17 protein-coding genes are annotated in these 14,082 nt (G+C 43.8%); 7 read left to right on the top strand and 10 right to left on the bottom strand.

All coding sequences use genetic code 11. The features are described 5' to 3' along the window. Positions 1-45: 45 nt before the first annotated feature. Positions 46-969 (bottom strand): iron-hydroxamate ABC transporter substrate-binding protein, encoded by a 924-nt coding sequence (locus ATG71_RS20825; protein WP_098441295.1) that lies wholly within the window; start codon positions 967-969, stop codon positions 46-48. Further along, entirely contained in the window at positions 920-1,765 is an 846-nt protein-coding gene (locus ATG71_RS20820) for an ABC transporter ATP-binding protein (protein ID WP_098441294.1), read from the bottom strand. The genes ATG71_RS20825 and ATG71_RS20820 overlap by 50 nt, the downstream gene beginning before the upstream one ends. A 178-nt stretch (positions 1,766-1,943) precedes the next feature. On the opposite strand from ATG71_RS20820, the gene ATG71_RS20815 reads away from it, so the two are divergent. After that, positions 1,944-2,993, top strand: a complete 1,050-nt coding sequence (locus ATG71_RS20815) for an NAD(P)/FAD-dependent oxidoreductase (protein WP_098441293.1) — start codon at positions 1,944-1,946, stop codon at positions 2,991-2,993. 32 nt (positions 2,994-3,025) lie between these two features. Here the strand turns inward: ATG71_RS20815 and ATG71_RS20810 are convergent, their stop codons facing one another. Beyond that, a complete protein-coding gene (locus ATG71_RS20810) occupies positions 3,026-3,730 on the bottom strand; it encodes a DUF421 domain-containing protein (protein WP_098441292.1) in 705 nt (234 codons plus the stop codon). Positions 3,731-3,829: 99 nt separating this feature from the next. Then, positions 3,830-4,552 carry a TerC family protein gene (locus ATG71_RS20805; protein ID WP_098441291.1) on the bottom strand — a complete coding sequence of 241 codons (723 nt, stop codon included), beginning with the start codon at positions 4,550-4,552 and terminating at the stop codon, positions 3,830-3,832. 436 nt (positions 4,553-4,988) lie between these two features. On the opposite strand from ATG71_RS20805, the gene ATG71_RS20800 reads away from it, so the two are divergent. Further along, a complete protein-coding gene (locus ATG71_RS20800; protein WP_098441290.1) occupies positions 4,989-5,396 on the top strand; it encodes a potassium channel family protein in 408 nt (135 codons plus the stop codon). A gap of 75 nt (positions 5,397-5,471) precedes the next feature. On the opposite strand, the gene ATG71_RS20795 is transcribed toward ATG71_RS20800, so the two are convergent. Both ATG71_RS20795 and ATG71_RS20790 read right to left on the bottom strand, forming a co-directional pair. Next, complete coding sequence (locus ATG71_RS20795; RefSeq protein WP_179886664.1) at positions 5,472-5,909, bottom strand: hypothetical protein; 438 nt, start codon at positions 5,907-5,909, stop codon at positions 5,472-5,474. A 19-nt stretch (positions 5,910-5,928) separates the two neighbouring features. Beyond that, entirely contained in the window at positions 5,929-6,267 is a 339-nt protein-coding gene (locus ATG71_RS20790) for an ASCH domain-containing protein (RefSeq protein WP_098441288.1), read from the bottom strand. 184 nt (positions 6,268-6,451) lie between these two features. Between ATG71_RS20790 and ATG71_RS20785 the strand changes: the two genes are divergently transcribed. The 5 genes from ATG71_RS20785 to ATG71_RS20770 all read left to right on the top strand — a co-directional run bounded on the left by ATG71_RS20785 (position 6,452) and on the right by ATG71_RS20770 (position 9,638). Next, positions 6,452-7,387 (top strand): DMT family transporter, encoded by a 936-nt coding sequence (locus ATG71_RS20785; protein ID WP_098441287.1) that lies wholly within the window; start codon positions 6,452-6,454, stop codon positions 7,385-7,387. Positions 7,388-7,465: 78 nt separating this feature from the next. Further along, positions 7,466-7,987 (top strand): ferritin, encoded by a 522-nt coding sequence (locus tag ATG71_RS20780; protein ID WP_098441286.1) that lies wholly within the window; start codon positions 7,466-7,468, stop codon positions 7,985-7,987. A 125-nt stretch (positions 7,988-8,112) separates the two neighbouring features. Then, positions 8,113-8,649: a DUF3189 family protein gene (locus tag ATG71_RS20775; protein ID WP_098441285.1), complete on the top strand. Its 537-nt coding sequence runs from the start codon at positions 8,113-8,115 to the stop codon at positions 8,647-8,649. A gap of 97 nt (positions 8,650-8,746) precedes the next feature. After that, on the top strand, positions 8,747-8,890 hold the full coding sequence (locus tag ATG71_RS23505; protein ID WP_179886594.1) for a hypothetical protein: 144 nt from the start codon (positions 8,747-8,749) through the stop codon (positions 8,888-8,890). A 112-nt stretch (positions 8,891-9,002) separates the two neighbouring features. Then, a complete protein-coding gene (locus ATG71_RS20770; RefSeq protein ID WP_098441284.1) occupies positions 9,003-9,638 on the top strand; it encodes an FMN-dependent NADH-azoreductase in 636 nt (211 codons plus the stop codon). Positions 9,639-9,685: 47 nt separating this feature from the next. Here the strand turns inward: ATG71_RS20770 and ATG71_RS20765 are convergent, their stop codons facing one another. From ATG71_RS20765 to ATG71_RS20750, 4 genes are all read right to left on the bottom strand, one after another. Then, positions 9,686-10,963, bottom strand: coding sequence for an MFS transporter (locus ATG71_RS20765; RefSeq protein WP_098441925.1), 1,278 nt, complete (start codon positions 10,961-10,963; stop codon positions 9,686-9,688). 28 nt (positions 10,964-10,991) lie between these two features. After that, positions 10,992-12,287, bottom strand: coding sequence for an alkaline phosphatase family protein (locus tag ATG71_RS20760; RefSeq protein ID WP_098441283.1), 1,296 nt, complete (start codon positions 12,285-12,287; stop codon positions 10,992-10,994). A gap of 170 nt (positions 12,288-12,457) precedes the next feature. Beyond that, positions 12,458-13,249, bottom strand: coding sequence for a polymer-forming cytoskeletal protein (locus ATG71_RS20755; protein ID WP_098441282.1), 792 nt, complete (start codon positions 13,247-13,249; stop codon positions 12,458-12,460). Positions 13,250-13,274: 25 nt separating this feature from the next. Next, the gene (locus tag ATG71_RS20750) at positions 13,275-13,910 is read right to left on the bottom strand and encodes a DUF4004 family protein (protein WP_098441281.1); all 636 of its coding nucleotides are present in this window, start codon (positions 13,908-13,910) and stop codon (positions 13,275-13,277) included. Positions 13,911-14,082: the final 172 nt, after the last annotated feature.

Genomic DNA, 14,082 nt, shown 5'->3' with positions numbered 1-14,082 from the left:
GTATAAAAAAGGGGACTTCTTATCATAAGAATCCCCCTCTGAGAATTAATTACCTAGAAATTTGTCTTTGAAGAAGTCCAGCTGGTAATCCAGTGTAAGAGGGTCATTAAAGTAAAATTCCATCATATTCACTTCAAATACCTGGTTGTTCTTCACGGCTGGAATGTTTTTATATGTCTCGGTTTCCATAAATGAGTTATCTGCTTTTGGGTCTTTACTTAAAATCAGGTAGTCCCCGGCAAACTCAGGCATCACTTCAGTGGAAAGGGCAAAATATCCCGGTTCCAGTGCTTGTTCTTTTACCTTTTCAGGCATGTTCAAATCCATTTCCTGATAAAGGATTTCTGTCCCGCGGCCCCAGTTGTTACCGTATACGTATAATTGTTTATTAAAGCTTTCAATGACGGAAACAGTCGTATCTTCACCGATTTTTGTTTTGATATCATCACCGGCTGATTTGGCACGCTTCTTGAAATCATCCACCCATTTCCGAGCTTCTTCTTCCTTGTTTAATAGTTTCCCAATTTCGATATGTTGTGTTAAATAATCTACTTTTCCATATGTGTATGTAACCGTAGGGGCGATTTCATTTAATTTATCCACATTCTTAATATTCGATAAACCGATGATCAGATCCGGATTCAGTTCGATGATCTTTTCAAGACTTTCATCTGTTACTTCTTCCACGCCTTCGAGCTCTTTATCCCATCGTGGATTCAATTTGGACCAGGAGTCAACGCCGACCAGGTTCACATCAAGTGCCATCACGTTACCGGCAAATGAGGATAGGACGACGACACGCTGTGGGTCTGCAGGTACTTCTACAGGACCATTTTCTGATTGATAGGTGATGGTATCTGATTTGCGGTTTTCCTTTGATTCTGAGCCTTCTTCTTTCGTTGAACCATTGCTGCAGGCACTAACCAGTAACACGAACAGCAGAGTAAACGGAACGAGCCATTTTTTCATGTTGATCTTCTCCTTTAAGTAAATTGTATGTGATACACATTGGCTTATTTGTGCGGGGATCTCTTCCAATTTCGGCATCAATGTGAAATACCTTCTTCAAAACGTCATGGGTGATGACTTCTTCGCAATTTCCGGATTTGACAATTTCACCATCTTTTAACGCTACGATATAATCGGCAAACCGGGCAGCCTGGTTTAAATCATGCAGGACCATGACGATGGTGCGTTCCTGTTCAAGGTTGAGCTTTTGTAACAGTTCAAGTACTTCGAGCTGGTGGGCCATGTCTAAATATGTAGTAGGTTCATCAAGGAAAATGATGTCCGTTTCCTGTGCCAACGCCATGGCAATCCACACACGTTGTCGCTGGCCGCCTGATAAGGCATCGACTTCTCTGTACTTGAATTCAAGAGTCCCAGTCACGTCAAGGGCCCAGTTGATTACGTCATAATCTTTTTTCGTCAGACGTCCCATACCCTTTTGGTGGGGGAAACGTCCGTACGACACCAATTCACCTACCGTCAAACCACTTGCACTTTCAGGTGTTTGCGGGAGAATCGCCATTTTTTTTGCCAATTCTTTTGTATTTCCTTTTGAAATGTTTTCACCATCTAACAGGACATTCCCGGAGTGGTGGGGAATGATACGGGTAATCGCTTTCAACAGGGTGGACTTACCACAACCATTGGATCCGATGATGGTGGTGATCTTTTTATCAGGGATGTCGACGCTGAGATTTTTCACAATCAGGCGATCCCCGTAACCAATGTTTAATTCGTCTGTACAGAGGCGTACCATTTTTATGACCTCCATTTATAAAATTGATAATGATTCTCATTATCGAACAATTTCAATACTATAATCCTTTTTTTTCAATGTCAACATAAAATTTGGTTGTCAAGTGAATGAAAAAGAGATAGGATGTAATTGAGAATGATAATCAATTACAGTTTGGGTACTCAAGGAGTGAGGCGAAATGGAGAAAGAACTATACGATCTAACGGTCATCGGGGGAGGGCCGGCTGGCCTTTACTCAGCCTTTTACAGCGGTCTCAGGGAAATGAAAACAAAGATCATTGAATTTCAGCCAAGTTTAGGCGGAAAGATCCATGTATATCCCGAGAAGATGATCTGGGATGTAGGGGGACTTACACCAGTTCCGGGAGCAAAACTGATTGAGCAACTTGTTCAACAGGGGTTAACATTTGATCCGACTGTCGTTCTAAATGAAAAGGTTAAATCAATCACACGCAATGACGAAGGAATCTTTATTCTTGAGGGTTGTTCCGGTAAAAAACACTATTCAAAAACGGTCATTGTCGCAGTGGGAAGTGGAATCATCAATCCTCAAAAGCTAGACATCGAAGGGGCAGAACGCTTTGAAGTTTCGAATTTAAATTACACTGTGAAATCACTGAAACGATTCAAAGGAAAGACCGTCATCATTTCAGGTGGGGGAAATTCCGCGATTGACTGGGCGAATGAACTGGAGCCGGTGGCTGAGAAGGTCTTTATTGCCTATCGCAAGGATGCACTCAAAGGGCACGAAGCACAATGTGCACAGCTTATGAACAGCTCGGCTACCTGCTTATTGAACACCTCCATATCCAAATTGATTGCTGGTGCAGAACATGATTCCATTGAAAAGGTAGAGTTGACGAATCACCAGACAAATGAAGTTTCCTACCTGTCGATCGATGAAGTAATCATTAATCACGGCTATGAAATTGATACATCCTTACTGAAGAATAGTTCACTCGAGATCGACATGATCGACCAGTATTATATAGCAGGTACGACTTCGAGCGAATCATCAATAGAAGGGCTATATGCAGCAGGGGATATCCTGAAACATGAAGGAAAAGTGAATCTGATAGCAGGGGCTTTCCAGGATGCAGCGAACGCGGTCAACAAAGCCAAGCAATTCATTCAACCCGACGCCAATGAATTTGCCATGGTCTCTTCCCATAACGAAGCATTCAAGAAAAGGAATAAAGAATTGATTAAGCAGATGATGAAATCATAAAGTAATTCTCCCTCTAGAGGGGAGAGGGAGATTCATTTATACAGATAGATTTTTATCTGATCCTGCTTATCTATTGTTGCCAGCAAGATATCATGTACTGTAGCATCATAAGAATTTCTTAATTGATCGTGCAGCCATGATTCGTCTTTATTCAGCTTCATTAATTCCGATCGATTGATTCTCCCATCCTCAATGATGGGGATGGGGAGGTCAAACGCTTTAAAAGGGAGTGCGGCATCCTGGTGTGTAACGGGCTGATACTGTGGTTTGAGAAAAAATGAAATCTCTCCTCCTGGCTCCCACAGAGCTATCGCAACTTTATGAACTTCTTCAATTTGCTGCTTCCTTAATTCAGATAACAGGCTTTCTATAGGAATCCTTGCTTTCTTGAGATTTTTATATAAGATTTCTCCATTATTTATGATGGAAATAGGGGAGGGATCGAGTATTTTTCGGATGAAGGTTGAATGAAGACTGAGATAAACCCCAATTAGATAGAGAATCACCAACGTTCCCATGGTGAGCATTGATCCTTTCATTCCTAACCCTTCGTCAGACAAGGGATGAGCCATAATATTCCCTATTAAAAGTGCCATAACAAAATCAAGGAATCGCAGCTGAGAAATGGACCGTTGCCCCATTAATTTGGTTATGACAAGTAAAAAGATGAATCCTATAGCAGCACGGAAAATCCATTCCACAGCGGTTAGTGAATTCTGGCTCATGAAGAAATCCAATACACACGTCCTCCTTCTTTCTTAACTGACCATTAGTCTTTCCAAAAAGCACTTGTAAGAAACAAAAAAGATGCCTGCAATTGCAGACACCTTAAAGGGTTATGCATTATATTGGTGAACATTATCTTGATCAGATTGAGAACGTTTATTTGCCAGGAACCCACCAATAAGAATCGCGGCGGTTAGTACAATAGTGATAATTGTCGTAATCAGTCCATGTTCGATATTGATCAGATCCAGGAACTTCTTATCCGACACGATCATTTCCCCTGCTGTGTAGGCAAGAATCCCAGCCCCAAGATAAGCGATCCAGCGGAATCTTTCAAGGATCTTCACAATGGCCTTCGAGCCGAATATCATGATCGGGATCGAGATGAAGACGCCTAGGGCGATCATTCCGATATGTCCATGAGCGGCACCTGCAACTGCAACCACATTATCAAGACTCATGGCAGCATCTGCGACAATGATGGTCATAATGGCCTGTCTAAGTCCGGTATGTGATTTGATATTGGCTTCCTCTTCATCTTCAACGAGGACCTGGTATGCAATCCATAGTAACAGGACTCCTCCTATAAGATGCACATAAGGAATCTGAAGTAAATAGACGATGATGGCAGCAAAGAAAATACGAAGAATGACGGCGCCCGCCGTTCCCCAGAAAATGGCCTTGTTCTGAAGATCTTTCGGTAATCTCCTCGTTGCCATGGCAATGACGATGGCATTATCTCCAGATAAAATGATATCGATGGCTATGATTTTTAAAAGGGCAATGATTGCACCGGTAGATATGGCTAGTCCAAGTGGAAATAACAAATCCATATTGCTTCCTCCTTGTGTATACGAATCTATGAATAATTTGCTAACTAATCTATTATACCACATTTTTTCAATAGAAAAACTTCCAACATTCTAATTGAATAGTAATCTCTTTACCACGAGAGGAATTTCATGGTTAATAGAGAAAAGAAGATACCAATCGTTTAAGCTGTTGGTCCAATTGAAAAACCTGAAAGAAATCCCCGACTCCTGAATGGAATCGGGGATTTTTGTTTTCATTAGATTGGGGATAAGGTGGTGGATACATAGTGTATGGCAGGTTCATTGTCATTCTCACCTTTCTTAAAATAGAGGAGTTGTTATATCATAAGTGGATGTTAGTGATGAGGGATAAGAATTTGTAGCCATGAGTTTTAAACAAACCGAACGTGGTAAATGAAACATACCACATTTACTATTAGAGGAGGATTCACACGTTTTGGCAACCATCGTCACAGTAGGAGCCATTTTATTTATTTTGGCCAACTTAATTTATTTTTTTAAGGATAAGCATTTTAAGTACAGTTATTTCAGCACAGCGTTATTTCTGAAGCTGTTCTTTATACTTCTCAGCATCATGATTGGATTTGCTGTACTCTATTATGCCCTGTCGTTTGACAATCCGATGCTCAAGGTAAGTTCACCGAGTGGGAAGCCGGTGGAACACTCATTCCTCAATTACCTTTATTATAGCGGGGTCACGATTTTGTCAGTCGGTTACGGGGACTATATCCCGACGGGGCATCTCAGATTCTTTGCGCTGCTTGAAGCGGCGATCGGACTGTTACTCCCGACTGCCTACTTTATGAAGGTATTGGATTCGAAGAGTAATAAGGGGAATGAATAAGCCCCAGAACCTGAACGGTATAAAAAAAGCGTGTACCAGGCACAATCGTTCACAATTGTACCTGGTACACGTACTTTACATCCACATCCCCGGTTTTACCACCATAAACCAAAGCATAGCCAACAGGAGAATGAGATAAGTCCAAACGGTCCGATGTAACTTTCCAACAAGCTTTTCCCTATCCGCATCTTCCTCTCCGAATTTCCGAAGGGTCGGTGAAAATGCCCGTGCCAAAAAGAAGAGGGAGCAGAACATGATGACGAGGGTCATGATGATCCACGGTGTGGTCCATGTCCATGGTCCAAGAAGAACGAGGAGAATCCCCGACCCGACAAGGACGTGCCCTGAATGCTTGGAAAGCTGCACGGTGTACCGGAATGTGTCCAGGTACGAAGGCAGGATGGACGGAGACACGGTCCGTAACTTTTTCATCGTCAGGAGAAGTAAGAAAAATGGCCCGATGGAAGCGACCACACTTATGACATGAAGATAGATCAATGTTCTATATAGCAGCTGCTCCATGTGAAGTGCTCTATTCTGTCACTAAACTAAATTCGTGGACCCATACTTTCATGCCTGGATGCCACGGCATTCCTGGATGATAAGAGAGGATGGCGTTTTTATATTCCTCCACTGATTGAAATCCTTCTTGCTTGGCATGATCGTCTGTCAGTTCGCCGAGTGACTGTGAATAGACGCTGTTGACTATGTATTTCTTTCCTTGAAGCTCCATGATTTCCCCGACATCCGCGTATCTTCCATTACGGCGGGTCGCCGTTTTCGTTCCTTGAAGCACCTTTTCAACGTCTTCCGCTTTCGTGACTAAACGCTCGATGGTACATGTTTTTGGTGGCAGTTCTTGATTTGTCATGTTTAAAAACCCCTTTCGACCTATACTATAGCATAATCTTGGAGCGTGGAGAATAAAGGGGTTATCTATTTCAGGGCTGGATTGTCCCTTTTCTTTCCAAAAAAGGATTTCTATCTCTAGTCGGAATTGCTTTCGGGTGCTATGATTGGATGAAATATCCGTTTTAGAAAGAAGGCTCCGCATATTGAAAAAATGGCAAACGTATATCATCCTTGTGTTCATCATGCTCATATGGGGCTTTAATGTACCGGCGTTAAAAACGCTAGTAAGCGAATTTACACCTGTTACAATCACCTCGCTTCGCATCTTCACTGCAGGTGTTACAGTATTTATTCTCCTCGGTCTCATGGGGGAAATCAGGAAGCCGACAGGGAAGGAATCTCTGTTCATCATTACCGGTGGTCTGTTAAATGTAGTCAGTCACCATTATTTCTTATCCGTCGGGTTAACGGGAACGTCGTCTACAAACGGTGGACTGATCCTTGGGACGGGGCCGTTGTTAACGGCTTTAATGGCGACGATCATCCTCAGGAACCGGCCGACCGTGATTAAGATCATCGGCTTTCTTTCAGGCAGTGTAGGTGTGACGATCATTGTTTTGTCAGGAGGGGAAGGACTAGGTGGACTGAAGATGGGGGACTTGTTCATTTTCATCTCGATTTTTTCTCAGGCATTGAGTTTCATCATCATTAGCCGTGCTGCCAAAACGTTGGATCCCCGTTTATTGACGGGGTATATGCTTGTGTTCGGTTCTGTCGTTCTGTTTGTCATCAGCCTGATCACCGAGCCGGGGGGACTGAAACAATTAGGCGATGCACCGGCTCCAATCTGGGTGCTGTTTTTTGCATCGGCCATATTGGCCACAGCAGTAGGACATATGATCTACAATCATTCGATTGGAAAAATAGGGGCTGCCGAAACATCGATTTTCCTGAACCTTAATACCTTTTTCTCGCTTTTGGGAGCATCGATTTTTCTTGGTGAAACCGTGACAATCTATCACCTGGTCGGACTGTTCTTCATCGTTCTTGGAGTTGTGTGTGGTTCCGGGACTCTCGAAGAATTTGTGACCAGAAGAAAACAAAAACGGTTCCTGAAGGGGAAACAACACCATATGTAAGGTTTCATGAATTCATCATAATTTTATCTTTCCTTCAATAAAATAAATGGTCAATACATTTAATATAGGAGGAAAAGTATGCTTAATGAACAAATTCAAAAACTCTTAAATAATTTAATCGGGATCGAGCATGTATCCACTACCCTGTATCTTGCCATGTCAGCCTATATGGCGAATCAGAATTATACAGGGATGGCCAGTTGGCTGAGACTACAGTCGGAAGAAGAGCGAACTCATATGTTGAAGCTTATCGACTATGTGACAGACAGGGGAGGGCTAGTCGATCTTCAGCAGCTTCCTGCGCAGCCGAAAGAGTATGGCACCCCTCTTCAAACGTTTCAAAAATTGCTCGAGCATGAGCAATTCGTTACCAACTCCTATCAACAAGCATACAACTATGCCGCCCAAAATGATCAACAGACTGCTGTCATCATTCAGGAATTTCTGAGAGAACAGATTGATGAAGAAGCTCAGGCCCTGACGATTGTTGATCGGTTGAAACTTGCCGGAGATAATCCCGCCGCTCTATTGGTACTGGACCAGGAACTTGGTCAGCGTACAGCAGCACCAGCAGCCGGTCCCGCTCCTGCGGGTGGTTGAAACAACAGTGATTTCCTGCTTTCCCATTCTTGGGAGCAGGTTTTTTTATGGAATTAAAATGAAAAGGGATACTCTCCTCCCCAACCGTTCATACTGAAGAAAACGAATCTCATATAGGTGATTAGATGATTTATATTTACAACGATTTCGGTGGTACTCATACCACGTCCATGGCTGCAGCCTATCATTTACACATATTGAAACAGGGAAAGTTAACGAAGAAAGAGATCCTTTCTGTTCCATATTTTAACCAGCTTACAAAAAAAGACACGGGACACATTCTATATCACGGAACGGACGAAGAAGGTCATCCCGTCTATACGATCGGGAGAAGGAATTCAAAGTATGTGGTCCCTGCCTTAACCGATCTTAGTAGCATTTTGCTGAATCGTTATGGACAAAAGGAGAAGATCATCATTTCCGACACTTCGCCAACCGTACCGCCAACGATGACGGCGGGAGGATTCTTCTCAAGGGAACTGCGTATCGACTGGATCGGTGTGCCCCTGCTTGTGAAAGGGGCAGAGCAATGTCATGGACTCATACAGCATCTCGTGGAGGAAACAAAACGTGCAGCAACATCATCCTCCGAACAGGTCGTTGTATTAGAAAATAAAAAATATCAATATAAAATGGGAAAAAAGGATATCTTCTGGAAGTGAAGCATATTATAATAAGGTAAATACTACCGGGTAAAAGGTCTGTGCTGAATGGACCCGTACATAATGGTCATACTACAGTAAAACGGAGGTGTCGACATTGGAAGGTAAACCATTTCACTTTGATGGCAGTCACCATTTCGCAGCAGGGGAAACACAAGAAAACACTCCATTCGAACTAACAGACGAAATGAGAAAAAATATCGGTGGGAACCCGTTCGAAGTACCAGGTGAAGAAGAGTAAGAATCGAGTGCTGTCCTAAAGGGCAGCATTTTTTTTTCGTTTAAAAGGATAATTCCATCTCTATCTCCACAAAATACGATTGTGAGTCAAAAGAAGAAAGGATGGATGATGTATGGCGAAAGTATTATATATCACCGCGCATCCCCATGACGATACCCAATCGTACAGCATGGCGGTTGCGAAAGCATTTATGGATACGTATAGGGAAGTAAACGGGGATGATGAGGTGATTCACCTCGATTTGTACAGGGAGCATATTCCCCATATCGATGCGGATGTCTTCAGTGGATGGGGGAAGCTTCAAGCAGGAAAAGGATTTGAGGAGCTTTCCATGGAAGAGCAGAAGAAAGTAAACCGCTTGAATGAACTATCCGATCAGTTCATCGGGGCTGATAAATACGTATTTGTGACCCCTTTCTGGAATTTTTTATTTCCACCGGTGATGAAAGCATATATCGATTCCGTAGCAGTGGCCGGGAAATCGTTCAAGTATACGGAACAGGGACCAGTTGGATTATTGACGGACAAGAAAGCGATACATATCCAGGCCCGGGGAGGTATTTACTCTGAAGGACCGGCAGCAGGCATGGAAATGGGACATCGTTATTTAAGCCTTATCATGCAATTCTTTGGTGTACCTTCCTTTGAGGGAGTATTTGTGGAGGGCCATGCGGCGATGCCGGATAAAGCACAGGAAATCAAGGAGGCTGCGATTGCCCGTGCGAAAGATGCAGCACACACTTTTTAATGAAATGCTTAAGAAAGAGCCTGAACATATGCGTTCAGGCTCTTTCTTTATACGATGGCTGATTTCTCGACGTCAGCCTCTGTCGGCTCTGGTACGAAAGCAAGTATCACGATCCCGATGATAAAGAGGATGACCAGACTGAACACACCACTGTTGGATGCACCGGTCATTTGCGCGGTGACTGCCACTAATAAGGGTCCGAGAATCGATGCAAACTTACCGAAAATATTGTAAAACCCAAAGAATTCGTTGGCATTTTTCTTCGGAATCAGTTTTGCAAAATAAGCCCTGCTCAGTGCCTGTATGCCTCCTTGAGAAGAAGCGACGAGCATGGCGAGGATCCAGAAGTCCATGGTTGTTTCTAAGAAATAGGCGTAAATGCAAACGATGATATACACGGAAATGCCGACATACAGCATCTTTTTACCCGTGAATTTTTCAGCCAGCCTTCCATAGAGAATGGCGAATGGTCCAGCCACCACCTGGGTCACAAAGAGGATGATCAAAAGGTTGGTGGAGGTGATCCCAAGATCAGATCCGTACGCAGTGGACATCGTGATGATGGTACCGACACCATCAATATAAAAGAAGTAAGCAAGCAGGAATAAAAAGAGTGCCCGGTATTTCCTGACTTCTTTCATCGTTTTGCCAAGACGTTTGAAGCTGTTCGCGACCGGGTTTTTCTCCCGTTGGATGAAGTAGCGCTGATGGACATTCTTTAATAGCGGTATAGAGAAAAGACCCCACCATAAAGCGGTAATCACAAAGGCAATCTTACTGGCGACGGTGACGGAGATGGGAAGGGTCCCGTTCTGGGATAAGATGATGATGGCGATGCTTAGGATGAACGGAATCGTGCTCCCGATATACCCGAATCCAAATCCACGTGACGATACACGATTCATCCTTTCTTCCGTCGTAACGTCGGTCAGAAAGGCATCATAGAAGACGTTCGAACCGGCTGAGCCGACTGCTGCCACTGTATAGAAGACTAAAAGAAGCAGCCATTGATCGCTCGGGACGAAAGCGAGGAGGAGGGTGAATGTCACACCCAGTGCAAAAAAGAAGGTAAAGAACTTCTTCTTATATCCCTCATAATCGGCGATGGTACCAAGTATGGGACCGATCATGGCCAGGATGAAGGTCGCAATGGCAATGGTGTATCCCAAATAGGCCGTTGAATTAGCGGCACTGACACCGGCATTTGTAGCGGCTGCTTTATAAAAGAGCGGAAAGACAGCGGTAGAAATGATAATGGAATACGCTGAATTGGCCCAATCATAAAAAATCCAGCTGCTTTCTTCTTTTGAAAAACGTTTCATGATTTTTCCCCCTAAGGAAACAGAATCTTCTTTAGATATCCAATAATTCTTCAATCATTTGTCCGTCAATATCTTTTAAGCTGAGACCGAGTAATCTTGCAAATGTCGGTCCTTCATCTATGAGACCCATGGAAGGAATCTCAAGGTGAGGACGTATTCCTTTTCCTGCCGCCATGAAGATCGTGGAGTAGTTCTCCTTTTTCGGAGAATAGCCGTGGGAGCCATACGTGTAACGCTTATCCTTCACATCTTCCGGAGTGATCGTATGAATGAAGGAGCCATCCAGTGCATCTTTGAAATAAAAACCGAGTCTGGCCTCGAGCATAAACGAACAGTGGTCATCGGCCCCTTTCCCGGCAGCTTCTTCTCCAGTGAGTATGGATTCGATTCCATTGGAAGGGTCCGGTTGTAACCTTTCCAATAGCGACTTCACTTCTTGAGTGGAATCGGAATCCTTTGTGTACACATAGGCAGAACCATCACACCCTTTGCAATACGCCTTCCAGTCAGTGACCTTACCGCGGTGGTTTACGGTGATGAACCCATTTTCCTTAAGAAGAATGTTAAGCTGGACCGCCTTCAGTTCATCGAGGGCACTATGATCACCAAGGGCCACAATCGTCGACTTGTCATACATGCCGTTTTCCCTTAACGCTCCTATGATTCTTCCCAATCTGTCATCATGGCGGCGGAGGGCAGCATGTGCTTCGTCAGAAGAGAAACCGTGGTAATGCCGCATGGTATCAAGGTCCGTAAAGTGCACAAGCAATAAATCCGGTTTCCTTTTGATGGTTTCAAGCGTCGATTCCAGGACGAAATCATCCAGCTCAGGTTGATTCAGGCCTTTGCGCAGATGGCCAAAAAGACGATTCATCTGTAGTTGGAAGAGGGGACTCCCATTCAGAAGTGAAACGAGGATTTGATTATGCCAGGGACGATTGGCGAAGATTTCCGGCATATTGAAATCTATGTCCGCTTTGGCTGTCACCGGCCAAAGGAGGGCAGCGGTGGTCATCCCGGCCTTCTTTGCCTCGTCATAAAGGGTGGTACCCTTTATGGATTTCCGGTGCCAATGCCAGTCCGGCGATTCCCTGCCAGGCTGGAGGAGTGTATTATTCACCACACCGTGACGATTGGGGTACTTTCCGGTTACAATCGTGGCGTGACAAGGATACGTGACAGAAGGATAGATGGTTTCAACCCCTTTGCAGTAAGACCCGCGTGCAAGCAGCTCCTGGAAGTGGGGAAGTTCTTTTAGAATGGGAAAGTCCAAGGCAGATAAACAATCGAATGAGATGATGATGAGGTGATCCGTCAAGCGTTCCATAAAGTCCTCCAATATCCTCGCAGGATTGTACTATATACCTATTAATATAGCAGAACATTCAGAATAAAAATATGAAATTTCGATTATGTGGAGATTAAGGGGATGTAAAGAGGGTAGTGGAAATGAAATAACAGGGGTGGCCTCGCCGCTCCCCCCCTCTCACTGGTATATCAGATTTTCACCTTGTTTCGGATGGAGCTGTCCTTGTGTACCTCGATGGTGCCGGAGTATTCTACCGTATCGATTTCACAATTCTCCCTGATTACGACGTTTTTTCCGCGCACGAGTTTTGCCTTCGTATTTTCGAGATATACTTCGTCACCTTCAATCAGTTCGGAAAATAAGTAATCTTCCTTTTGGAGAAAGAAGTTGACTACCTGTTTCAGTAGTTTGCTTGAATGATGGTGAGTCACTGAAATTTTTTCACCGCCTATTTCTTTAATGGAAGATTCATGGTTGACTTCAATCTGGACATTGTCGGCGTTCAGCAATCCATCAATGTTTACAGAGCCCGAAGTTGAGAAGGTTTCGACTTCACAATCCCCTCCAACCGTTAACGACCCGCTCGCCCTGATCAATCCGCCCTGAATTTTTCCGCCTATTTTGCATGAACCGCTTATCTTGAATTTTTCGATGATAAGATCCCTGGTCACCTTACTGGATCCACTTATCGTCATTTCGGATGCCATCACGGACCCTTCATATTTGGAACTTCCGCTCGTTGTAATCGTTTCGGCTTTCGTATCTCCTTCGATGGAGGAAGAGCCGCTTGTTTTGATCAGGCCAGCTTTAACATCACCTGCAACGGTGCCGGAACCCGATATTCTCATTTCACGGCAGTCAATATCCCCTGCGATTTTCCCGCTTCCACTGATCTTCACTTCATCAAATTGGCCACCGCCGGATGATCCGGACCCGCTGATCTTCAAATCATGAAGCTTTTTCTTTTCCACTGTATTCATGCATATCTCCTCCTATTCAGGGACATCAGATCCCCTTCGTATTCGTTAACGTGATTTTCAATTCTTCCATCATTTGTTGTAGATCGAATCTCAATACGACTTGAGCCGTATGGTCCAACAGGAAATCTGAAGGGAGGGGCAGGAGCATCCACATATACGCCTCACCTTTTTTGAGACCGATCAACTCAAGGGAAGACTCTTTCAGTGGTGTAAATTTCTCATGAAGAAAAAGATAAAGGGTCTGCCGGGCTTCTTTAGGAATCTCTGCCCTATGGCACCTTTCGATGATCACCATATGCAAGATGTCCTGGAATTCGTAAGCTTTCTTTACTGGTAATAGCGATGTACAGAAAGCCATGGTGTGTTCTGAAAGAATGTTGTGGGACGACAGTTCTTCTACACTGACTGTGATCTTTGCTGGATTGGGTGAAAAGAAATCAGAGAGCTCATCCAGGGAGTAATCATCTTTCAATTCTTTGATTGTATCGATCCGTGCAAGCATCTTTTCCCTCGGGAAGAACGTCTCCTGACCGGTGTAGCTGGATTTCTTGATGAACCAGCTTTCAGGGATGATATTCTTTCGTTTCCAGCGGTAAAGCTGTCCGTAAGATATTCCAGTCAGCTCCAGCACTTCCTTTTTAGAAATAAGATCTGTTTCCATGAGGGTTCACCTCTTTTCGCAACAAAACATTGTTACGTTACTGTATGTTCAGTTTAACAGAACAATGTTACGCAGTAAAGAAAAGAATGGAAAAATTTAAAAAATCATAGCTCCTAAATGTTTAGGTCAATTCATCCAGGGTACTAGATAACCAGAATGTTTTACATAGTAA

The sequence above is a fragment of the Bacillus sp. es.034 genome (genome assembly GCF_002563655.1).
In the GTDB taxonomy this organism is placed as follows: Bacteria; Bacillota; Bacilli; order Bacillales; family Bacillaceae_B; genus Rossellomorea.
Note: the sequence above shows the minus strand (reverse complement) of the source record. Positions and strands in the feature narration are given on the sequence as shown.